Raw genomic sequence first — 22,386 nt, 5'->3', positions numbered from 1 at the left:
CAGCACCAGGGCGGGAACGAAACTGTCCCTTCCTTATAAAATCAACCTACCGAACCAACCACCAACCCCACAGCCCACGTCCGACAAGCTCTGAAGGAGCGCCCAATATCACCCCAGGTCGGAGCGAAGCACAGGCCTGGGAAAGCGCAGCTTTAACCCAGGGGTGGGGTGCGGCGAACGCAGCACCGGGGTGGGAACGAAACTGTCCCTTCCTTATAAAGACAACACACCATTCCAATCAGCAACTCTACAAACAACGTCCGACAGCCTATACTGATAAACATGCGAGCCAAATTTGCTACGTTACTGTCCGTCCTCTGCGTCACCGCATTCGCCAGCACTTACACCTCTAGCACAGATGGATTCTCCGCCAACTTCCCAACAACTCCACAGTTGCAAAGCATGAATTTCAACCAATCAGGCTTCGCGCTGAAACTCAACAACTACCAGTCCACCACCAAAGACATCGTCTCGATTGTCTCCATCGTCAATTTCAACAAACCGATGGACCCAACAACTAAGAGCCAGTTCGAAAAGGGCTTCATCAGCAGTTTCCTCAAAACTTCGGGATGCACAGTCACTTCCCAAACTTCCGCAAAATATGCAGGAAAGACCGGTAAGCGACTTGGCCTCAAAAAGGGCACCGCAACCGGAATGACCTGGTACACATTCCTCCCCAGAAAGATGATTGTCGTCACAGCTGTCCGCTCTTCCGGCAGCAGCAAGGCCAACATCTACACCCTCGCCAACTCCCTCAAACTCAAATAACTTACACTTCCAAACAAATTCCAAACGAATAGCGGCTAGTCTATGGTGTCGGGCACCTGTGACACCCTAGGCAGCCCGTTTGGAAGATGCGCTTATTAATTGTTGAAGACGACGAGGTGATCGCAGATCGCCTCAAGTACACCCTCACCAAAGAGGGCTACCAAGTCGATGTCGCACGAGACGGCGAACAAGGCCTCGAAATGGCCGAGTTCGGAAACTACTCGCTCGTGGTCCTAGATCTCATGCTCCCCGGCCGAGACGGCCTCAGCATCTGCACCGAACTCCGACGCGGACGCCACGAAGTCCCCATCCTCATGGTCACCGCCCGAGACCAAATCGAAGACCGAGTCAAAGGTCTCGACACAGGCGCCGACGACTACCTACCCAAACCTTTCGACTTCAACGAACTCCTAGCCCGTATCCGAGCACTCCTCCGACGAGACAAAGTCCAACGCTCCACCCTCATGCAAGTCGCGGACCTCCTGATAGATCCCGCCCACCACGCCGTCAAACGAGGAGACGAAGAGATCCACCTCACCCCCAGAGAGTTCTCACTCCTAGAAGCCCTCGCCCGAAACCAAGGCCGGGTCCTCACGCGAGAAATCATCATCGAAGAGATCTGGGGAGACGACCAGAGCCTCTCAAACACCGTCAACTTCCACATCACTGCCCTAAGAAAGAAGATCGACGCCAACCGCCCCACCAGCATCATCGAAACCGTCCACGGAGTAGGCTACCGACTCCGAATCACCGGCGAGGACCCGCGGTGAAACCCTGGTCGTTCCGAACCAAACTCACACTCCTAAATGGCGCATCAGTGCTCATCATGGTCTGCTCCGTAGGCTGGCTCCTCACCTACACCACCCAACGCCTCGCCTTCACTTCAGTAGACCGAGACCTCCTCATGAGAGCCGACGTGTTCGCAATCCACGGCGATGACGGAAGCAGAGAACCTCGTAGAGATGGCCCCGGCAGACCAGACAGACCCGGCCCTCCCCCACCACCCCAAAACGACTCCCAAGGCCTGAGCCGCCCACGTTTCTACAACCCAGAAGGAACCCGACTCGATCACAACGACGGCGATACTCTAGATGCGGAAGCCATCAAGACAATCACCCCAACCCAAACCCGTCTCTCAACAATTTCGATCGAAGGAGCACGCGTCCGAGTCGTCACCATCCGATACAACAGCCGAACCGACGACCCCATAGTCGTCCAATTCGGCCACGGACTCGCCGACTACGACAGGCTCGTAGCCACCCAGACCCAACTGCTTCTCATTCTACTGCCCATCGCAGTCCTCGTAGCCTGCGGCGCTGGCTGGTTCCTCACCAACCGTGCCCTCGGCCCCGTGGAAGCACTCGCACTCACCGCCTCCAAAATCACCGACCAAAATCTCGACACACGCCTCCAAGTCACAGGCCAAGACGAACTAGCCAAACTCGCTCAAACCTTCAACCAAATGATCGAGCGACTCGAAGGCTCTTTCGAACAAAAAGAAGCACTCCTTCACCAAATCCAAGAAGCTCTCATCCGGGAAAAACAGTTCGTCGGAGACGCCTCCCATGAGCTCAGAACCCCACTCGCGCGACTCATGCTCACCACAAGCTCCGCCCTCTCGCAAGCCAGCGACGAACAAGAGCTCCGAGAAGCCCTCAAAATAGCCGACCAAGCAGGCGAATCCATGAACCGCCTAGTCCAGCAACTCCTAACCCTCGCAAGGACAGATGGATACCAGGAAGAAAAGGCCTTCCAAGACGTCAACCTTGCGAACCTAGCCAAAGAGGTCATCGAGAACTTCACGCGCCCCGTCACCCTAGAAATCACCGAGAACTCAACCGTCCAAGGAGACGCCTCCGACCTCCGACGGGCAATGACCAATCTCGTAGAAAACGCCCTCCGCTACACCCCCGAATCCGGCACAGTAAAAGTCGTGATCGGACACAACCTCTTCCGAGTCGAAGACACCGGCGCCGGCATAGACCCCAAACACCTCCCTCACGTAACCGAACGCTTCTACAGAGCCGACGCCGCCAGAAGCCGCAAAGACGGAGGCTGTGGCCTCGGACTGTCCATCGTCAAAGCCATAGCGGAACAACATGGCGGTGAACTCCGCATCGAAAGTGAACTAGGAAAAGGCACTACCGCCATAGTTCTACTCGGAAATCAAAAAAAGTCAAAAAAAGTGTTGGATATTTGAAATCCAAATAACTTCCAAATAACGAACCGCTAAATTAGAACATGTAAAGGGCAGTAAAGCCCCAAAAGAGGTGAACCATGTTCAAACAAACTTTAAAGGTAGCAGCACTCGGAATTGCTACTGTTTCCGCGATGGCTGCGGTTGCACAAGTAAAGGTTTCGGCCACCACAGCAGATAACAACCTGCTGGCATTCCACCAAGACGGTCCTCCACAAGGCGGCCGACCAGGTGGACAACGAGGCCCAGGCGGACCCGGTGGCCCAATGCTTTTGTTGAATCCAACCGTCGGACAAGACCTAGGTCTCACCGACGATCAAAGAGAGAAGATCCAAACCTACCTGGAGGAAAATCGCCCCAAGCCGCCACAACAAGGCGCTCAAGGCGACCCTCAGAAGGATGAAGAAGCTCGACGCACCAAGTTCATGGCCGCCCTCAAAGGCATCCTGTCCGACACTCAGTTCACTCGATTCCAACAGATCGAGCTTCAAGCCCAAGGACCACGTGCCCTAGGCCGAAACGACGTAGCTGAGAAACTCGGCCTAAGCAGCGACCAAAAAGCAAAAATCAAGAGCATCCTAAAGTCAGCCCGCCCACCCCGCGGTAACCAAAGCGGACCTGGCGGCCCTCCTCCAGGCGGCCCCGGCGGAGAGGGTGGCCCAGGTGGCCCTCCTCCTGGTGGCCCAGGCGGTGAAGGTGGCCCAGGAGGCCCACCCCCAGGCGGACCTGACGGACAAGGCGGCCCAGGAGGTCCTGGCGGCCCCGGTGGCCCCGGTGGACCGGGTGGCGGACGAGGACAAAATCCTCAAATGAAGAAGCTAGATGCAGACCTGCTAGCGGTCCTAACATCAGACCAAAAAGCAACCTGGAAATCGATGCTCGGCAAGATTATTGACCTAAAACCACCTCGCAGAGGTGGCGGTGGCGGGGGAGAGGACTAGCCACTCATCTCATGCAATCGGCCGCTCGGAGAAAACCTCCGGCGGCCATTTTTATTTATATAAGTGCAGCCCCTAACACAATCCCCGCATTTCTAAACAATTAGTAAGCATCTTCATCAACGCAGTATTCTCCCCCAAATTCCCCAGTAGGAAGCCCAACCAAAACCAACTCGGCAGCACCAACGGCGCGACCTTATCCAAACCTCGGTCGGAGCAACGCCCTAATCCAATTCCAAAACGTCTAAACAATTAGTAATCCCCCTAATCAACGCAGGATTCTCCCCAAAATCTCCAAATAGGAAGCTCTACCAAAGCCAACTCCGGCAGCGCCAACGGCGCGACATCATACAAGCCCAGGTCGAAGCGAAGCGCAGGCCTGGGAAAGCGCAGCTTAACACCAGGGGGGCTGCTGCGAATGCAGCACCAGGGCGGGGACCATCACTGTCCCTTCCTTTAAAAAGAACAACCCCCAAATCTAGGTAAACAAACAGATGAACTAACCTCCGGCCCCTTTCCTTTCGTCCCCGAGAGGAAAGGTGGGGATAGGAGAGTCCGGCTGCTCACCAAATCACAGCATTCATCCAGCGACCCGTTCGGCAATTTAACTTCATACGGGCGTGGAAAGAGAGGACAATCCTCATCCACATCCAAAGCGAACATCGGCAAACATAAGCCTGGACAAAAACGCAATGCCAACGGCGTGCTCCGACCGCAGCCCGTGGACGGTAACCGTCACGATCCCGACCTCACAAAATCAACCTACCGAACCAACCACCAACCGCACAATCAACGTCCGAAAAGCTCTGAAGGAGCGACCTATACAAGCCCAGGTCGAAGCGAAGCGCAGGCCTGGGAAAGCGCAGCTTAACACCAGGCGGCTGCGGCGAACGCAGCACCAGGACGCGAACGAAACCGTCCCTTCCATACCCCCGTGTCCTTCAAATCAATACAGATATCACTTGGCCCGCCGATACACCTTGCCACTCAGGATCTGACCATTCAAGTACCCACTCGCCGATGCATCCCGACCCAGATAAGCAAAGCTTGGGTTAAGGTCTCCAACCTCAACAGACGCCAAACCACTCAACCCACAGTCGCGTCCATCAAGAAACACCGTCACTCGGTTCCCCTGAACAACCAACTTCACCGCCGTCACCACCCCTACCGAAACCGCACTCTTCCCCTCAAATTCCACCTCTTTGCCAGGCGTCCGCACAACAACCGAAACGCGCCCATTCCGATTCGAAGGAGTCAGCATCACCGACGACTTACCGTTCCCAAGAGCAAGAATCGCTTGGCCAGCACCGCCGCCTCGCCAATTCAACTTGGCTTCAAAAGTCCAAGACGACGCATCAAACACACTGCCTTCAAGGGCAACATAACCAGAAGAACCATCCAGATCAAGGGCGTTGCCAACAAACTTCGCGCCACCCCGGAGCACCCCATCATTGTCCGTACACTGATCAATCAAGATCGACGACCTAGGTTGAGACATGTCCCAAGAGGCCGCTAGGTAATCGTTATCAACCAGATCAGTCCTAAGCTGATCGTCCGCCATGAACCCATACAACGTCCCAAACTCAATCGGCTTCGGCCAGTTATCGAGGTGCAACTCAGCGTCCTGACCGAGAATCGCCCCACCAATAATCGGCGCACGTGTCCCCGTGTAGGTATCCGCAAACCCCTTCACAAGCACATCTCCCCCAACCAGACCGTTCCCCGAAACCGACATGAACTCACGCACCCGAGCCCGGTCCGTAACTGTGACGTTGTCATGCACCACCGCAAACTCGCGTACCCGAGCACTCCCTTTAATCTGCGCTCGATCACGAATCAACGCAAACCCGCCCACACGGGCCTGATCCTGCACAACCGCATCGCCCGTCACCACAGCGTAGTCTTCAATCCGGGCATTACCCTTCACCAGAGCATTCCCCAGAACCTGGGCATTAGGTCCAACATAAGCGGTCGAATCAACACGAGCCGAAACAGCCACAAACCCACCACCATTCGGATGAGCCGCCCCCTCAATACCGTCGTGAGTCAGAGTTCCAACGGGCTTAGCACCAGGAGAACAATTCGTCAGCCGAACCTCGTAAGGAAAATGACGCTTCTGCTTGTTGTAACCAGGTCGAAACTCGGTCCGAACCACCGCATTCGGACAAGCCGCAACCACCAGCGCAACGCGCGATTCCCCAGGACGCAGCTCCAATTCAGCTTTCCCAGTCCGCCACATTCGCCCATACCGAGCTTGCCCATTCTTCCCAATAGCCACCAAAACACAGCGCCAGTCGCTCTTCAGCGTCTCGTCCACAATCCCAGACACATCAACAGCCACCTGCTTCGCCCCATCCACTGGCTTCAAATCGATCACATTAAAACCAAACTGACGCGGCGTTTGGGAGTACCAAGGCGCAAACCAACCCGGACGATCCGCCACCGGACGCAACATCGTCTTCCCGCGATACGGCGCCCCATTGCTCTGGAGCCACTGCAGATCGGCATTGTAAGCGTCTTGGTAAAGGTAGTCCCAAGTCGCGTTGTGAGCAGCCATCTGCCCCACCAAGTCACCAAAGTCGCCAATTCCATCGCCCTTAAACTGATGCTGCTCAACGCCCAACCGGATCATCGTCTCAATCGGAGTCTCCGTCGCAGCCCCATTGGCATCACGCTTCGCCTGCTTCCAAATATCGAAGGCAAAAGAAGGCTTGAAGCGAGGATGTTCGACGATATATTGCAAGATAGGCCAGGAACCATAGTTCATTCGCGACGAATCAAGCTCGTAGTGACATCGCTCTGCATAAACTCCCAACGCCGATGACGTACCAGGAATGAACAACCCAGAACAGAAATTGCCATGGTTCTCCCAGAACCAACCCACAAACGGACTATCCCGATAACCGCCCGAAGCAAGCTGCATCGTATGCCCAAATTCATGAGGCACAACGCTCGAACCCTCTAACATCGCCCCCGGGTGAATAATGATGCTCTCCCCACCAAAGGCAAACCCTTCAGGAAACTTAGAGAGCCCCGTCCGTGTGACATAAACGTTGGTCTTGTACTTAATCGAACTGTTCCAACCAGGAACCGACGCACCGATCCCCTCGAAATATCGGAATACCCGCTCAAAATACTCAAAGTTCATTTGACGAAACTTCGGATCCTGCCACTGCTTGGCATCATCCTCAATCTTCTTCCCCCAAAAGAACACAAAGTGATCCGTCGCGTGATACTCAAAAGGCTCCGGACTCTTAGAAGGGCTGTACTCACCCCACCGCACCTGGTACGCAGAAGAAGGCTTGGGCGCCGGTGACACTGGATTTTTCAGAAACGGTGCCAAATACGCCTGGTCGTCCTTGCCCAAGCTACCAACGGCGTATCCCTTCTCCTTACCATCGTCGAATCGAACCAACACAGCCTGTCGCTTCGAGCGTTCGCTATCGAACCCTTCCAATCGCAAGAACGAGGCAGACACGCTCTGCCCACCAATCGTCCAGTTGCGATACGGCCGCGATACCTTGGCCACAGCCCTCAAATACCGCAGGTCCTCATCGTCAAGCGAGCTACGAGAAATGGACACGGTCTTTCCATCGGGCGTCTTGACCACAACGAGCTTCTCGTCCTGCCGAACCAAAGCACCCTCAATATCCCCAGGGCTAGCCCCGCCGGAAGGATGCCAAACCCGTGAAGGAAGAGACTGTGCCCGACATGTCGCAGCACTAACGATGGCTAGAGTTACAAGAGAAAGTACGTGTCGCATTTTTTCCTCATAGACGGGCTCAATCGCCCCAATGATCGAAAGACATTCAAATTTAAACGATTCAATTCTGAATAAATTTTCCAGATGCAAATTAGCTGCAACTCACATGAGCGATATCACCCGTTGCATCACCACCCCATCACTCCCCGGTAACATCCAAACCCCGCCATGGAACGCCACCTCGTAGGACCCAACTGCCGCGAACAATACCTAAACGACACCCCACCAGCACGCCGCGCCCTACAAAACCACGGCATCTACAGCGCAGGAATCAGCGACCTCCGCCCCCCATACTCCATCGAACGCGCACCCTCCAGCGAGCACGTCTTCCTCATGACGACAAGCGGACAAGGCACCCTCCGCATCGCAGACGAAACCCACAGCCTCACCCCAGGCTCCCTCTGCTTCCTCCCCGCCGGCCTCACCTATGCCTACCACACCGACGGCCACTGGGAAAAATCCTGGTTCCACCTCCAACCCATCGACCGCTGGCAAGGTCCCACCCGCATCCAAAACGGCATGGAATGGGACGAAATAGTAAGCCTCATGCAGATCTTCGCCCACGAGCGCGTCCGCAACACCAAACACTCACCGGCCATGCTCGACTCCCTAGCAAGGTCCCTGTCCATCCTCATCGAACGAACACTCGACACCTCGGAAACCACCCTCACAGCAGAATCCAGACGACGAGTAGAAAGACTCAGGCAGCTCCTCTACGCCGATCCCGGACAAGACTGGTCAGTCACCGGCCTTGCCCGAGAGTTCGGCGCATCCCCACGCCACCTCCAATCCGTCGTCAAACAGTTCTATGGGTGTGGTGTCATGGAAATGGTCACCCAAATCCGGCTCGAAAGAGCCATCGCGCTCCTCACCACCACCCACTGGAAGGTCGAAGACATCGCGCAAAAAGTCGGATACCAAAACCCCTTCGCCTTCTCGCGCGTCTTCAAACGACACACAGGCCTAAGCCCGCGCCACTACCGAGACAACTACTGATTCCCCACACGCCACCGCAAAACGCCCGATGACTTGCCCTCGCGCAACTTCACCTCAATCCGTAAAGCCCGCGTCGTAACAGCCTTAAACCGAACCCGGTTGTACACATCAACCTCCGTCCCAAACTCAGACACTCCTTCAACAGGCTTCCATAGCTCGCCATCCTTATACAAAAGCCGCCAAGAAGCAGGCACCGCGCAACCCTGCCCGTCCTCAAACCAATAAACGTCAGCCAAAGACACTGCCTTCTCAGACTTAAAGTCCAACTGAACCCACTCGGTAGTCCCCTTGTGATCCCACCAAGTCAACCGACGAACGCTCTCATCCGCAGACTCCCGAGGCTCGCCATCGGCCGCCAAGTCAGAAACCGTATCGCTCACAAAGCAGTGCGAGGCCGAAGGAACCAACTCAGAGCTAGCCAAGAACGTCCCCGTCCGAACCACCGGACTCCCCTGACTCAATACCGCCTCAGCCTCAGCCGACACAGTCGGCAGCAACTCCAAAGCATCATTCCCAACTCGAACCGCAAACAGCCCCGCCGTCCCATCCGGCTTCAACTGAGCCACCACACGCAACGCAGTAGCCTTCACCTTCTTAAAACTCACCCGGTTATAGCCATCCACCGCCGTCCCATAAGGTCCCGCCGCCTCAACCGGCTTCCACCCCGTCCCATCCTGGTACTCCACATGCCACTTCTCAGGAACCTGGAACGTCCCCATGCCAGGGTAAGGAACGTAAGACTTGTGCAGATGATCGTCAAACCAATACACCGAAACCTTCGACACATCCACCGCACCTTTAAACGCAATCTGGAGCCACTCCAAACTTCCGCGATGGTCAAACCAAGCCAACCGAGGAACGTCCAAATCATGTGAACTCTTCGGCTCAACCCCGTAGAAAAACGCCCCCGTGTTATAAGGCCAAGCTCTACTCGACATCCGAACCCGAACCAGCGGCTTAGGAGCAGGAACCCACTGTGAAGCCTTCGCATCCCCGGTCGCCACAGGGAAAGAAGTAATCCGCAACCGCGCCGCAGCCATCGGAATCAACTGAATCTTCTCAGTCGGCGCAGCCGTAAACACCGGACTAGGCTGCAACGGCCCCACCGTGTTGTCACTATCCGCGCGCCAATTCGGCACCCGACGCCCCTCCGCCACAATCGAAAGCGGAGCACCCTCCTTGGTAAATGGGTTCGCGGCAAGTTCGCCGGGCTTGCGCACCACCTTCAAGTTCGCCGCTGGGTTCTTCCCACCCAAAACCAACCCATAATTCCAAGCGCTCGCAGCAGTCGCCGCATGCCCCTTCCAGTTGGGAGCATCAAACCGCTCAGGCTCATACTCAGACCACTTCTCCTGAATATCCAACGAGAAAGTCAGCGGACCATACTCCACCGAAGCCGCACCATTATTCGTATCCCACCGCCGAACCTTTGTCTCCATCGGCAGCCGAAGCGAGATCACATCCGAGTTCTTCCAAGTCCGATCAATCCGAACATAACTCCCAGGAACCGCTCCCTTCACCGCAACAGATACCCCGTTCAACTTAAACTCAGGAGCCTTGCACCAACCCGGCACCCGGAAATACAGCGGAAACGCAACACTCTTCGCGGTCCGAATCTTAAAGCTCAGGGTCTCCTTAAAAGGATAATCCGTGACCTCATCCACAGAAACACTCGTCCCATCCCCAACCTTCGCAGTCACGCTAGAAGCCGAATACATCCCCGCGCAAAGCCCGCGGTCACTCGTCGCAAGCCACAAAGTCTCTGCAAAGTACGGCCACCCCATCCCGTAGTTGTGAGGACAGCACCGATACCCATGAGGCGAAGGCTCAAACCCAAGCATCGGCCACTCATTCGTAAACTGACTCAACTGCTTCGGCGCCTGCAAAGTATCAATCACATTCGCAGGAGTGATGTAATGCAACGCCCGGTGGTCAGGCGTCAAAGTCGCAGTCAAGGAATTGAAAGCAATGTCCTCACACCGATCCGCCCAAACAGACTTGCCAGTAATCCGCTGAAGCATCTCAAAGCTCAGCATGTACTCCACATACCCACAAGTCTCAAACCCGTTCCGCGGATCGCGATACCCAGACCGCCACAGCTCGTCCCCGTTCACTCCCCCACCCGGAAACTGACCGTAAACATCCATCACCTGGCGGTAGTTCTCTTCAGTCGCCTTCAAGTGCTTGGGGTCGTGCGTCTGTTGCCAAAACTCCGCAGGCTGCCGAAACCCCTGAGCCCAGTTCACGTTGTGAGCATTCGTCAGGTTCGTCTCATAATTCAAACTCTTCGCATAGATCTGCTCCGTCATCGTCAACAGAGCCTTGTCACCCGTGATGTTGTAAAGCCAATACATATTGGCCATCTGGTCAGCCCACCGCAAAGCACCCCACCCGCTTCCAAAATAGCGAGTCGGCTGATGGCTCATCCAAGTAAAGAAGTTGGAGATCACCGTCAGCACCTTCGGGTCGTGCGAGTAGTCGTAATAAGACCGCAAACAAGAAATCGCCAACATATGCGCCCAAGGATCCTTCGCATCATAACGATCCCCTTCCCCAGTTGGCTTCTGCTCCAAAGGCCCAAAGTAACCATCAGGCTGGGCCGTAGCCATCATCGCATCAATCCACTTCTTCGTCGTCGCCAAAATCCGCTCGTCCTGAAGCACGTACCCCAGGTCCCCGTACCCTCTCAGCCAGTAAGGAAGCTCCTCCCAACCGCTCTTCTTCGGATCCACCCAACCACAGTTCCTGAAATCCAAGAAGTGACTGATCTCATCCAACCGCCCCGGAATCCCCTCCGCATCAAGCCGCAACTGCTCCCGCAACCACCCCTTCGGAACAACCGCCCCAGGAGGCAGCTTCAAAAACGCCGAAGGCTGAAGAGGAGCACGATTCGGGGAATAGAACCCACCCGAAGTTGGCTGAATCGAACTGAGAACCCGAACCGAGTCTTCACCACAAGCCGAAGCCGCCATCAATCCAAGTCCGACCGAGAACACACTACTGATACGAGAAGAGAACATTGCCATGAGATGATTTCAAAGCGAAAACCGCTCCTCCCACCTTAACTCATAACTCGCCAATTCCAAATATCCAACCACGCAAGAAACATTGCCGTTTGTGCAATCCCGCCACCATGGATCTGTCAACAAACCTTAACACTTGGAACCTATTTCTAACGTTTTCCATCCACAAGCCCAACGGTATGATTTCTCACAAACGCTCATGCCAGATCAGACCGAACCATCCGTCAGCCGTCGCCAACTACTCCAAGCCGCAGGCGGCGTCACATTCTCTGCCCTCCTCCCCCTAAACACAGGCCTCTTCAAGGCAGCGTTCGACCAAGCACAACAGGCAACCGCCCCACTACTCCCCCTGTTCTCGGCCATGCCCTACCTTCAGCCAGGCACCGCTAACAGCAAACTCGTCCCAGGCCAAGAGTCCATCGTCGTCGCCTGGCAAACCAACGGAACCACGGCAAAGTTCGAACTCACCTACGGCGTTCACGACCTCTCAAACCACGCGGAGATCACCACCACACACCGACAAACCGGTGACTCTGCCGACGCCCAACGCATCAACTACGTAGCCACCCTCGCTGGTCTTGAACTGAACAAGCGATACCAATATCAAGTTCAAATGAACGGCAAGAAGCTCCTAGAGGGCTACTTCACCACCCGAAAACCACGCGGCACAAAGGTTCGCTTCGTAGCCTTCGGCGACAACTCCTGCGGCGAAATGAGCGACCACGCCATCGCCTACTACGCCTATCAAGCACGTCCGGATTTCGTCATGAACACCGGAGACAACGTATACAACCACGGCCTCGATAGCGAGTATGCACACCACTTCTTCCCCGTCTACAACGCCGACGCCGCCGGTCCAAGAATCGGTGCCCCACTCCTAAGATCCGTCCCGTTCTACACCGTGATAGCCAATCACGACCTCACCGGAAACGACCCACGCCACCAACCCGTCGCCGACTTCTCCAAACACCCAGACGGCCTCGGCTACTTCACCAACATGCACCTCCCGCTCAACGGTCCAAAACCCAAGCACCCGTTAGAAGCAGTCGGAGATGAAACAGCCGTCAAGCGCTTCGCCAACTGCGCTGGCTCACGCTATCCAAACATGGCGAACTACTCCTACGACTACGGAGACATCCACTTCCTCTGCCTAGACTCCAACGTCTACATCGATCCCACCAACGAAGAGCTGCAAACCTGGATCGCAAACGATCTAGACGCAACCGATGCCACCTGGAAGATCGTCGTCTACCACCACCCAGCCTTCAACGTAGGCGGAGAACACTACACCGAGCAACACATGCGCGTCTTGTGCCCGCTCATGGAGAAACACGGCGTCGATGTCGTCCTCAACGGCCACGAACACAACTACCAACGAACCCGTCCCCTCCGCTTCGTACCAACCGATGAGTCGGGTGCCAAAAAACTCAACAGCGGCGAGCGACTCGTGCCAGGCAAATTCACCGTGGACGAGAACTTCGATGGACAACACCACACCAAACCAGACGGCATCATCCACATCATCACTGGAGCCGGTGGCAACGACCTCTACGATCCAGAAAGCAACGAAAACCCAGCCAAGTGGCTCCATCCTGAAGACAACAACGTCGCCTACGTCGCACGCATGATCTCAGACCGACACTCACTCACCGTGGTCGATGCAGACTCGCATAAACTCAGTTTCACTCAAGTAGATGAGTGGGGCCGAGAGATCGACCGCTTCCAAATCACCAAAGCATAAAGGTCCTAGGACCAGGGGGCGAGCACGAATCATTTCGCCCCCCACTCCGTCCCTTCGACGTGCTACTTCTTGCTACCTGCCTGCTGCTCGCTCCAAAGCCCATCCCAAACGGAGCATATGGCGTCCCCGAACTCTGTAAGCTGCTCACAGAGAGCACAGGAGTCAGCCACGCCTCCGGCCCGCTTCACGACTACTCCGTGATGATCTCCACCAAATCCGGAGACCCCAAACGAATCGAAAGCCTCCTGGCACGAGCCATGAACGCCGACTGGGTAACAGAAAGCGGCAAACTCAGACTCGCCTGGAAACCCGTCGACCATAAAGCCGCATTCGCAGAGTTTCAACGTCAACTCCTAGCCAGCACCACCGAAAAATCCCCCCTCAGAAGCATCCCAGCAAAAGACCTCTACGAACTTCTCCCGGGCCACATCCTCCGCTACTCCTCAAAACCCAGCCCCTACGCCGCGCCCCTTCCAGCCTCGATTGCAAAAGCCAATCCCGAAGGCACCGTCCTCATCCGCAGGTTCACCTATGGAGCCTTCGAGACAAGGTTGGCTTTGGGCAATCTCAGTCAGGGCCCCTTCGACCTGGACGCAGGGATCAACTTCAAAAAACTTCCTCCAGAAGTCGAAACCCTCCTTAAAGACGACCTAGATACAACCGCATTCACCAAAGAAGAGCAGGCAGCCATTCAAGCGACAGCGTCCCCCGATAAAATGGGCATCGACTGGAAAAAACTCCTCGAAAGAGATCCTATAGCAATCATAGCCCAGCCCATCAGCAAAGGACTCTCCACCCACATCCACACAGACTTCGCCATCGCACTTCCAGACCCATCACTCATGGGCATCGGCCTCTCAGGAGGCTTCGAAACACCAACAGTACGTAAAGCCCTTGAGGGACTATCCATTGCCATACGATGGGCCTCGGAAGACGGCGCACTCATCGGCAAACTCCCCGTCACCGAGCGAGCACACCCAACACAAGTAGACCGCGTCGTCCTCAACAAGTTCATCCAACAAACCAAAAACGTCGGCGTAGCCAGCATCGCTCCCCTCTCCGAATACGTCGCCGCACAAAAACCCGGAGCCAGCGAATGCTGGATGGACGCAGTCATGCTCGTCTTAGCCCAAATCGTCATCGACGAACAATACGTAGGCGACTACCCCTTCAACGTAAGACTCCACACCGCCCTAACAGAATCCGACTGGAATGTCCTCCGCTCCCAAGCCACACTCAACCAGCTCAGCGACAAAGCCCAAGCCCAGGTCCAAGAACTCCTCATCCAATCCAGAGAAAGAATGGACACCCACTTCTCAGACCCAGCCTTCTGGCCCAGCCTGCGAGCCGACCAAATCGGCATCAAAGCCGAACTCGAAGAAAAACCCATCCTCCTCATGCACGCGGGCATGAACCAGTCCGTCAGCACAACGGAAGAAGCCGCCAGGGACTACGACTCCCGTAAGCGCTACGCCAAAACCGAACCCCTCTACAAAACCGGCATGCGCAAGAAACTGAAACTCACCCTCTTCTCAATAACTCAACCCACGCTCACCGTGGAAACCGGCTTCTCAGAAGTCACCCCCGATCCCAAAAGCACCTTCATCCCCTGGACCAAACTCCCACCCGCCATCGCCAAAACCTTCGAACTCACCCTGAAAGGAATGCCAGAAGAAGCACCCGCAACAGCAGTCCCACCCCCTGCAACCATCCCACCCCGAAATCCCTAACAGACGCGATGGCTGAAAAGTATGATTTTCAGCCATCTAATCTACTGTTTTCGGTCGGATTTAATAAGTCTATTGGATACTTCAACTTTCAACGATACGATGTTGATTGGACTCAACTCAATGAAGAAGTGAAGATCCTATGAAAAAAACAAACACATTGAAGCCATCCACTAGAGGCTTTACTCTTATTGAACTGCTCGTCGTAATCGCGATCATTGCGATTCTCGCTGCCATTCTATTCCCCGTTTTTGCACAAGCCAAAGCCGCAGCAAAAACAGCCGCAACCATATCCGGCCTCAAGCAAACAGGTCTCGCAGTCGTCATGTACGCAGGTGACAACGACGACATGATGCTGATGCCAACAGGAGCGGACTACTACAACGATCCAACAACCCTACAAACGCTCTACCCATACGTCAAAAACGTCGGACTCTTCTGGGACGTCTCCGGAGGCGTGTATCCCGGCCCCTACCCGATGGTAAACGGCGGCCCTCCAGACGGACTCACCAACGCCTGGGGCTGGTGGGACTGGAACATCACCATATCCCTCAACAGAAACGCATCCTACATCTCCACCGGAGGCGTGCGTACCGTCCGAAATATGAGTTCACAACAGTATCCAACCGAACTCTCAACACTCGCAGTCATCCGCGCTCCCGGCTACAACGATGACACCATCGGTGCACCCCAATGGCTCGGCTACACAGCCATATGCTCCCAACAAGCCAAGGACGACCTATCCAATGACACCTACGCCAACTACTGGTTTGGAATGCTCGCCCTAGGTGCAAGCCGTCACAACGACCTCATCCTATCCTCATACATGGATGGGCACGCAGGCAAGAAGGCTCGCAAAGCGATCGTTCTGCAAAACTGCACCTACCAGTCCACCGACTACTACAACTGGTACGCCCAGCCAACAGTAAGTCACTTCGCAGGTACCACCTTCGATGCAACTCAATAAACGCCGATGAAGAAACAACTATCACCGGCAGCAATAGCGGGAAGTATCGGCGGACTTGTGGTTCTGCTCGCCGCGGTAGCATTCATGGTGTTCCGAGATCCCAAGCCAGAGAAGCACCCAAGCATGGACCCACGCGACAAAATCCCGGCCGCCCCAGTAGCCGGGGAACCACCCGAGTGGTTCAAAGAAAAAATAAGACAAAACAGTAACAAGTAGCCAATAGGGGCTGTACCAACAGCCCCCACTTTCTCAGTTCCAACTTCGAGCTTTATCAGCCAAGTACTGAGCCACATCCCCACAAGCAATATCCTGAGGCCGCATCCCAGTCGTCACAGGCACCAAAACCGTAGGATCAGCACAGAACGACCGACCGTAAGTCTTCAGATCCTTGGGAAACAGATACTTAGGCGCAGGACCAACAGGTCGAGACCGCACAATCCCCAAATGCCAAGGAAGCGACTTAGCATGCCCATCGGCAAATGTCATATTGAACTGCCCACCGTGCTCAAGCCCACTCGTCGAGTCCCCCTCATAAGTGGTCAAAATCGTATTCGTGGAGATCGTATACCAAGTCCGATCATGCGACTCCCCAAAAGCAAACGTATCCGCCGGAGCCACCACCTGACTGCTATTCCGCCCCTCAGCACCCTGCCCACCGGCTTCATAAAAGTGATAAGCACCCAGCAGTCCACCCTCATCAACCCCGTCCGTAAACTCCTGAATCGGCCCCCAGTTAAACCCATAACCGATGCACCGCGAGGTATCCCCATTCCCCGGATCTCCCGTGCATCCCGTATCCATCCTATCCGGACAATAAAACAGATCCATGTTCTTCGTGTAAGGCATCACCAGGTTCCAAACGTCGTAGTAACTCCCGTCCAAAGCCGATTGATAAGGTGAAGGAAACGTATCATCCGCATCCTGCAAATAAAGCGTCACAGCCGTCCCCTGCTGCCGCGTATTACTCAAACAAGCAGTCCGCTTGGCCGCAGCCTTCGCCTGAGCAAAAACCGGAAACAGAATCGCAGCGAGAATTGCAATGATCGCGATAACAACAAGGAGCTCTATAAGAGTAAAAGCATTGCGATTATTCATACTATGAATATCTTTAACGAGAATTTTCAGGCGTCAAAGCACGCCTCCGAGATTGATCGGCCTAGTTGGGACATAGCCCGCACTTTGGGTCAACATGCCAAAGGAATTTGATTTAGAAGAGGAAAAACGGATCCGAGAAACCCTGCAATACGCAGGCACACAAATGCGTAAATTCCGAACCGCACTCGGCTTCACCGTCCGCTCCGCAGCCGAACGAGCCCAGATCAGCAAGAACACCGTCCTCCGAGTCGAAGCCGGTCTACCCGTCCAAAGAAGCAACTGGGACCGACTCCGCAGAGCCTACTCCCTAGTAGCCATAGACCCCCTCACCCTAAAACCAAGCCCAGACCAAATCGCCACCCACAGAATCCACCGCCGCGAATCCGACGCCTGGTACGCAACCAAAGTCGACGCAGAAGGAAACGGAACAACCGTCCAAAGAGACGACCTCAACAACGAACAAGAACGCCACCGACTAGGAATCAACAACCTCGTCAACCACTTCGGACTCCCACTCCGATGCCGACGAGAACACACCAAAATCGTCCCCTTCCTAGTCGAAATCTACGGCCCCACCGACCGCACCGAAATCATGGACGGCGAACGCTTCCTCTACATGGTCCGAGGCAGCGTCCGAGTCCACATAGGCGAAGAATCCTTCGAACTTCACGAAGGAGAAGCAGCCACCTTCGACAACGCCGCCTCCACCTGGATGGAACCCCTCCACCCCATAGGCCGCGAAGACCGAGCCCCCCTCATGCTCAACGTCGGATGGATCAACCTCCAAGACTAACGTAGCATCTTCCCAAGCTTCTCCAGCGCAGACTCATGCTGCGGACTCCAAACACCCGCACTCAACCGGATGTAGTGCCGATACGTATCCCCAACCCCAAACAAATACCCCGGAGACAAAGCAATCTTCTCCTGCAAAGCCCGGTTATAAAGCTCCAAAGAGTCCACACCCTTATCCAACTCCACCCAAAGTAAAAACCCGCCCGCAGGCCGAGTCGCACACGTATCCTTAGGAAAGAAGTAAGCAATCGCCTCCGACATCCGCTCCACATTCTGCTGATAATGCTTCCGAGCACGCCGAAGACTCTGGTCATACCCCCCATCCGCCAGAAAAGCAGCCACCACCAACTGCTGCAATCCCGGATCCCCAATACTCGCAACGTACTTCAAACGCTCAATCTGTGAGTGCCACTTCGATCCCAACACCCACCCAATCCGGTACCCAGGAGCAATCGTCTTGGAAAAAGACGACACCGTAATCACACACTCGCTCCCCTCAAAAGACCGCAGCAACCGAGGCCGATCCTCCTGAAACCCAAGGTCCCCATAAACGTCGTCCTCAAGCAAAATCAACCCAGTCCGATTCGCAATCGAAACCAGCTCAGCCTTATCCGCATCGCTCATCAAAGACCCCAAAGGATTCTGGTAATTCGGACTCACAATAGCCGCCACCACATCCGGCAACTTAGCCGCCTCCTCCAAAGCCTCCAAATGAACCCCTTCCCGGGTCCGAGTCGAAACCTCCAAACTCCGCATCCCCGCCAACTGAACCGCCTGCAAAATCCCATAGTGGAAAGGCGACTCCACCAACACAATCCCACCCGGCTTCCCAATCGACTTCAAAGTGAGACAAAGCGCGTCCTGACACCCTGTCGTAATCACAATCTCATCCGGAGAAACCACCGCACCCGCCGCAAAAGCCCGCTGAGCAATCTGCTCCCGCAAAACCCGGTGCCCAGAAACCGGGCTGTACCCATAAGTAGCCTCCGGATGCTCCCGAGCAATCTGCCCAATCAACCGAGACAACCGAGCATGAGGCAACAAATCAGGGTTCGGCAAAGCCAGCGCCATATGGCAAAACCCAGGACTCTCCACCTGCTGCGCCATCGAGTGCACCAACTCATCACAGTCAAAAACAGAAACAACCGGAGCAGGCATCGACCGAGGAGGCTCTGCCACATGCACAGCCCGCGCGCGCACAAAATAGCCCGACTTAGGCCGAGGATGAATCAACCCCTGATCCTCCAACAACCGATAAGCCTCCAAAACCGTCGTCACACTCACCCGCATCTGACGACTCAAATCCCGAACAGAAGGCAAGCGATCCCCCGGACGATAAGTCCGACCCAGAATCATCCCCCGAACCTTCCCCGCTACCTCCTGGTACAGCAATTTCTCTTGCGACGCTGCAGGCGTGACCATACAATGATCATATCGCAGATTTACACAACCAACAAGTACAGATACAGGTTCTTTTACAATACACAGCAAACATCACTGAATCTGTTATGGTCCCGCACAGTCCCGGGTGTCCATGGAAACCACACCCCTAAATGACCAATCATAGAAGCATGCTGAGAAAAACACACATGCTCACAATCCCTGTCGCAGAAGCCGCCCAAAAGCAGCTCGAGTTCCGACTGGTAGATGGCGGCGTGTGGAGCTATCGGCCCTCCACACACCAAACCCTCCGAGTCCTCGACGGCGAAGCCTACGTCACCGTACAAGGCTGCCGCGATGACCTCTTCCTAACCGAAGGCCAAGCCCAACAGCTCCCCGCCCACAAGCTAGCAGTCATCCAAGGCTCATCCAGCGCAACCTTCATCCTTCAATAACAGCCGGCTCCGACCGAAACCCAATCGCAAACCGATTCCAGGTGTTGATCTGACAAATCACCATCTGGAGATCCACCACCTCGCGCTCACTCAAAAACTCCCGCAACCGCTCATAAGCCGCATCAGGAGCGTGAGTCTCAGCGATCAAAGTAACCGCCTCCGCCCAACCCAAAATCGCTTTCTCACGATCCGTAAACAACTGCGTCTCCCGCCAAGCAGGCAAACAGTCCAACCGCTGCTGACTCTCCCCCAACGCCCGCAACTCACGCGAGTGCATGTCCAAACAAAACGCACACCCATTCATCTGAGAAACCCGCAACTCAACCAAATGACGGGTCGCAGCATCAATCACCGACGTACGCGACAAATAGTTGTGCGTGTTGTAAAGAGCTTTCAAAGCCTCAGGAGCAATCTCGGGATAATTAATTCTCATGTTTTTGTATCCTGGATATATTTTATCCATATATAAGCAATAACAGTTCAACATTCACAAAAAATCAGGTCAACCCGCAACCCCACCCAAAACAAATTGGCATGATCTTAACAACGCACAGAAGGATCATGAAACTCACAGCACTCCTCGGTTGGACACTCCTCGCCTCAACAGCCACTGCCCAACAAACCAACATCGAAGTTCAACTTGGCAAAGGCCAGAAGCCCATCAGCACAGACCTCTTCGGCATCTTCTTCGAAGACCTCAACTACGCCGCCGACGGAGGCCTCTACGCCGAGCTCATCCAAAACAGATCCTTCGAGTACTCACACCAAGACAACAAAAACTGGAACCCCCTCACCTCCTGGGAACTCCAACCATCCAACGCCAAAGGCTCACTCTCGGTACAAACCGACCAAGCACTCAACCCCAACAACCCTCACTACGCAGTGCTCACCGCCGATACCGACCAAGAAACCGGCCTCCTCAACAAAGGTTTCGATGGCATCCCAATCAAAAAAGGCAACAAGTACAACTTCTCCTGCTTCGCCAAACGCCTCACCGGCCAACCATCCCTCCTGATCGTCCGACTCATCAACACCCAAGGCACCGTCCTTGCCCAAACCACCCTCGCCAAACCAGGCAAAGACTGGACCCAATACACAGCCACCCTCACCGCAACAGCAACCGATCCAGAAGCCCGATTCGTCCTCGCCACAACCGGAGCCGGCAGCATCGCCCTAGACGAAATCTCCCTCTTCCCAAAGAAGACTTTTCACAACAGACGTAACGGCCTCCGCCCAGACCTAGCGCAAACCATCGCCGACCTCCACCCCAAATTCATCCGATTCCCAGGCGGCTGCCTCGTCCACGGCGACGGTCTCAACAACATCTACCACTGGAAAAACACCATCGGCCCCACCGAACAACGTAAGGGCCAATCCAACATCTGGGACTACCACCAATCCGTCGGCCTCGGCTACTTCGAATACTTCCAATTCTGCGAAGACATCGGCGCAAAACCACTCCCCGTCGTCGCCGCAGGCGTCTGCTGCCAAAACTCCGAAGCAAAGATCAACGGAAAGTGGGGCCAAGGCCAAAAGGGAATTCCCATGGACGAAATCCCCGCCTACATACAAGAAGTCCTAGACCTCATCGAATACGCCAACGGCCCAACCACCTCAACCTGGGGAGCCAAACGAGCACAAGCAGGCCACCCCAAACCCTTCAACCTGCAATACCTAGGAATAGGCAACGAAGACGCCCAAACCGAGGTCTTCCGAGAGCGATTCAAACTCATCCACGACGCCGTAAAACGCAAACATCCCGAGATCACACTCATCGGCACAGTCGGCCCAGACCCCTCTGGCCAAGACTACGACCTAGGCTGGAAATTCGCCAACGAACAACACCTAGAAATGGTCGACGAGCACGGATACAAATCACCCGACTGGTACTTCCAAAACCTCCAACGCTTCGACACCTACGACCGATCCCAATCCAAAGTCTATCTAGGAGAGTTCGCAGCGCACGAGGACAACCGAGTCAACACCCTCCGCTCAGCCCTCGCCGAAGCCGCCTACATGACCACCCTAGAACGCAACGGCGATGTCGTCAAACTAGCCTCCTACGCCCCACTCCTCGCCAAGATCGGCCACACCCAGTGGAACCCCGACATGATCTACTTCACCAACACAGAAGTTCTGCGTACTGTGAACTACTACGTCCAACAACTCTTTAGCCGAAACCAAGGCGACACCTACCTACAAACTTCCGTGTCAGCCTCAACACTCAACGGCGTTCAGTCCTCCTGCGTCAAAGACTCCAAAACCGGCGAGCTCATCCTAAAAATCGTCAACGCAAACCCCACCGACCAACCCACCACCATCACCCTCACCGGTGCCAAACAGTTCCAAACCACCGCCAAACGAACCACCCTCACCGGAAACCCCAACGGATACAACTGGATAGACCGCCCCCAAGCCATCGTCCCACGCACAGACACTCTCCAAGTAGGCAACACCTTCACCTGCACCCTCCAACCCAACTCACTCACCGTCATCCGCTTCAAAGCAAACTGAGAACAAAAAAACGCCCTCCTCATTCATAAG

At 55.1% G+C, this 22,386-nt stretch carries 17 protein-coding genes; 12 read left to right on the top strand and 5 right to left on the bottom strand.

From position 1 onward, the window contains the following. The first annotated feature begins 282 nt into the window (after positions 1-282). The 4 genes from ACZ51B_RS16915 (at position 283) to ACZ51B_RS16900 (ending at position 3,906) form a co-directional block, all read left to right on the top strand. Positions 283-768 (top strand): hypothetical protein, encoded by a 486-nt coding sequence (locus ACZ51B_RS16915; RefSeq protein WP_464294521.1) that lies wholly within the window; start codon positions 283-285, stop codon positions 766-768. 86 nt (positions 769-854) lie between these two features. Then, the gene (locus ACZ51B_RS16910) at positions 855-1,538 is read left to right on the top strand and encodes a response regulator transcription factor (RefSeq protein ID WP_464294520.1); all 684 of its coding nucleotides are present in this window, start codon (positions 855-857) and stop codon (positions 1,536-1,538) included. Next, positions 1,535-2,968 carry a sensor histidine kinase gene (locus tag ACZ51B_RS16905; protein WP_464294519.1) on the top strand — a complete coding sequence of 478 codons (1,434 nt, stop codon included), beginning with the start codon at positions 1,535-1,537 and terminating at the stop codon, positions 2,966-2,968. The genes ACZ51B_RS16910 and ACZ51B_RS16905 overlap by 4 nt, the downstream gene beginning before the upstream one ends. 77 nt (positions 2,969-3,045) lie before the next feature. Continuing rightward, positions 3,046-3,906 (top strand): hypothetical protein, encoded by an 861-nt coding sequence (locus tag ACZ51B_RS16900; protein WP_464294518.1) that lies wholly within the window; start codon positions 3,046-3,048, stop codon positions 3,904-3,906. Between the two features lie 955 nt (positions 3,907-4,861). On the opposite strand, the gene ACZ51B_RS16895 is transcribed toward ACZ51B_RS16900, so the two are convergent. Then, positions 4,862-7,666: a DUF6055 domain-containing protein gene (locus tag ACZ51B_RS16895; RefSeq protein WP_464294517.1), complete on the bottom strand. Its 2,805-nt coding sequence runs from the start codon at positions 7,664-7,666 to the stop codon at positions 4,862-4,864. 168 nt (positions 7,667-7,834) lie between these two features. Between ACZ51B_RS16895 and ACZ51B_RS16890 the strand changes: the two genes are divergently transcribed. Then, positions 7,835-8,662, top strand: coding sequence for a helix-turn-helix transcriptional regulator (locus ACZ51B_RS16890; protein WP_464294516.1), 828 nt, complete (start codon positions 7,835-7,837; stop codon positions 8,660-8,662). Here ACZ51B_RS16890 and ACZ51B_RS16885 read toward each other — a convergent pair. Continuing rightward, positions 8,656-11,688 carry a beta-L-arabinofuranosidase domain-containing protein gene (locus ACZ51B_RS16885; protein ID WP_464294515.1) on the bottom strand — a complete coding sequence of 1,011 codons (3,033 nt, stop codon included), beginning with the start codon at positions 11,686-11,688 and terminating at the stop codon, positions 8,656-8,658. The two genes, ACZ51B_RS16890 and ACZ51B_RS16885, sit on opposite strands and share 7 nt — an antisense overlap. Before the next feature lie 196 nt (positions 11,689-11,884). Between ACZ51B_RS16885 and ACZ51B_RS16880 the strand changes: the two genes are divergently transcribed. The 4 genes from ACZ51B_RS16880 to ACZ51B_RS16865 all read left to right on the top strand — a co-directional run bounded on the left by ACZ51B_RS16880 (position 11,885) and on the right by ACZ51B_RS16865 (position 16,336). Next, positions 11,885-13,426, top strand: a complete 1,542-nt coding sequence (locus ACZ51B_RS16880) for a purple acid phosphatase family protein (RefSeq protein WP_464294514.1) — start codon at positions 11,885-11,887, stop codon at positions 13,424-13,426. 59 nt (positions 13,427-13,485) lie between these two features. Beyond that, positions 13,486-15,156 carry a hypothetical protein gene (locus ACZ51B_RS16875; protein ID WP_464294513.1) on the top strand — a complete coding sequence of 557 codons (1,671 nt, stop codon included), beginning with the start codon at positions 13,486-13,488 and terminating at the stop codon, positions 15,154-15,156. 139 nt (positions 15,157-15,295) lie between these two features. Next, on the top strand, positions 15,296-16,120 hold the full coding sequence (locus tag ACZ51B_RS16870; RefSeq protein ID WP_464294512.1) for a prepilin-type N-terminal cleavage/methylation domain-containing protein: 825 nt from the start codon (positions 15,296-15,298) through the stop codon (positions 16,118-16,120). Between the two features lie 6 nt (positions 16,121-16,126). After that, complete coding sequence (locus tag ACZ51B_RS16865) at positions 16,127-16,336, top strand: hypothetical protein (RefSeq protein ID WP_464294511.1); 210 nt, start codon at positions 16,127-16,129, stop codon at positions 16,334-16,336. Positions 16,337-16,369: 33 nt separating this feature from the next. Here the strand turns inward: ACZ51B_RS16865 and ACZ51B_RS16860 are convergent, their stop codons facing one another. Beyond that, positions 16,370-17,215: a prepilin-type N-terminal cleavage/methylation domain-containing protein gene (locus ACZ51B_RS16860; RefSeq protein ID WP_464294510.1), complete on the bottom strand. Its 846-nt coding sequence runs from the start codon at positions 17,213-17,215 to the stop codon at positions 16,370-16,372. A gap of 94 nt (positions 17,216-17,309) precedes the next feature. Between ACZ51B_RS16860 and ACZ51B_RS16855 the strand changes: the two genes are divergently transcribed. Then, complete coding sequence (locus tag ACZ51B_RS16855) at positions 17,310-18,008, top strand: hypothetical protein (RefSeq protein WP_464294509.1); 699 nt, start codon at positions 17,310-17,312, stop codon at positions 18,006-18,008. Here the strand turns inward: ACZ51B_RS16855 and ACZ51B_RS16850 are convergent. Continuing rightward, the gene (locus ACZ51B_RS16850; RefSeq protein ID WP_464294508.1) at positions 18,005-19,429 is read right to left on the bottom strand and encodes an aminotransferase-like domain-containing protein; all 1,425 of its coding nucleotides are present in this window, start codon (positions 19,427-19,429) and stop codon (positions 18,005-18,007) included. The two genes, ACZ51B_RS16855 and ACZ51B_RS16850, sit on opposite strands and share 4 nt — an antisense overlap. Positions 19,430-19,578: 149 nt before the next feature. On the opposite strand from ACZ51B_RS16850, the gene ACZ51B_RS16845 reads away from it, so the two are divergent. Continuing rightward, complete coding sequence (locus tag ACZ51B_RS16845) at positions 19,579-19,842, top strand: DUF2917 domain-containing protein (RefSeq protein ID WP_464294507.1); 264 nt, start codon at positions 19,579-19,581, stop codon at positions 19,840-19,842. On the opposite strand, the gene ACZ51B_RS16840 is transcribed toward ACZ51B_RS16845, so the two are convergent. Continuing rightward, positions 19,829-20,275, bottom strand: coding sequence for a carboxymuconolactone decarboxylase family protein (locus tag ACZ51B_RS16840; RefSeq protein ID WP_464294506.1), 447 nt, complete (start codon positions 20,273-20,275; stop codon positions 19,829-19,831). The two genes, ACZ51B_RS16845 and ACZ51B_RS16840, sit on opposite strands and share 14 nt — an antisense overlap. A gap of 128 nt (positions 20,276-20,403) precedes the next feature. Here ACZ51B_RS16840 and ACZ51B_RS16835 point away from each other — a divergent pair, with 128 nt between their 5' ends. Further along, positions 20,404-22,356 carry an alpha-L-arabinofuranosidase C-terminal domain-containing protein gene (locus ACZ51B_RS16835; RefSeq protein WP_464294505.1) on the top strand — a complete coding sequence of 651 codons (1,953 nt, stop codon included), beginning with the start codon at positions 20,404-20,406 and terminating at the stop codon, positions 22,354-22,356. The last annotated feature ends 30 nt before the right edge of the window (positions 22,357-22,386 follow it).

Source organism: Fimbriimonas sp. LA-C6 (genome assembly GCF_055398105.1).
The sequence above is the reverse complement of the archived record's forward strand: the minus strand, read 5'-3'. Positions and strand labels throughout refer to the sequence as shown.

Excerpts from the sequence above, each read along its gene's own strand:
- ACZ51B_RS16870 (WP_464294512.1), top strand. The coding sequence starts at position 15,296 with ATGAAAAAAACAAACACATTGAAGCCATCCACTAGAGGCTTTACTCTT.
- ACZ51B_RS16835 (WP_464294505.1), top strand. The coding sequence starts at position 20,404 with ATGAAACTCACAGCACTCCTCGGTTGGACACTCCTCGCCTCAACAGCC.
- ACZ51B_RS16860 (WP_464294510.1), bottom strand. The coding sequence starts at position 17,215 with ATGAATAATCGCAATGCTTTTACTCTTATAGAGCTCCTTGTTGTTATC.
- ACZ51B_RS16855 (WP_464294509.1), top strand. The coding sequence starts at position 17,310 with ATGCCAAAGGAATTTGATTTAGAAGAGGAAAAACGGATCCGAGAAACC.
- ACZ51B_RS16865 (WP_464294511.1), top strand. The coding sequence starts at position 16,127 with ATGAAGAAACAACTATCACCGGCAGCAATAGCGGGAAGTATCGGCGGA.
- ACZ51B_RS16840 (WP_464294506.1), bottom strand. The coding sequence starts at position 20,275 with ATGAGAATTAATTATCCCGAGATTGCTCCTGAGGCTTTGAAAGCTCTT.
- ACZ51B_RS16890 (WP_464294516.1), top strand. The coding sequence starts at position 7,835 with ATGGAACGCCACCTCGTAGGACCCAACTGCCGCGAACAATACCTAAAC.
- ACZ51B_RS16910 (WP_464294520.1), top strand. The coding sequence starts at position 855 with ATGCGCTTATTAATTGTTGAAGACGACGAGGTGATCGCAGATCGCCTC.
- ACZ51B_RS16850 (WP_464294508.1), bottom strand. The coding sequence starts at position 19,429 with ATGGTCACGCCTGCAGCGTCGCAAGAGAAATTGCTGTACCAGGAGGTA.
- ACZ51B_RS16915 (WP_464294521.1), top strand. The coding sequence starts at position 283 with ATGCGAGCCAAATTTGCTACGTTACTGTCCGTCCTCTGCGTCACCGCA.
- ACZ51B_RS16885 (WP_464294515.1), bottom strand. The coding sequence starts at position 11,688 with ATGGCAATGTTCTCTTCTCGTATCAGTAGTGTGTTCTCGGTCGGACTT.
- ACZ51B_RS16880 (WP_464294514.1), top strand. The coding sequence starts at position 11,885 with ATGCCAGATCAGACCGAACCATCCGTCAGCCGTCGCCAACTACTCCAA.
- ACZ51B_RS16845 (WP_464294507.1), top strand. The coding sequence starts at position 19,579 with ATGCTGAGAAAAACACACATGCTCACAATCCCTGTCGCAGAAGCCGCC.
- ACZ51B_RS16895 (WP_464294517.1), bottom strand. The coding sequence starts at position 7,666 with ATGCGACACGTACTTTCTCTTGTAACTCTAGCCATCGTTAGTGCTGCG.
- ACZ51B_RS16900 (WP_464294518.1), top strand. The coding sequence starts at position 3,046 with ATGTTCAAACAAACTTTAAAGGTAGCAGCACTCGGAATTGCTACTGTT.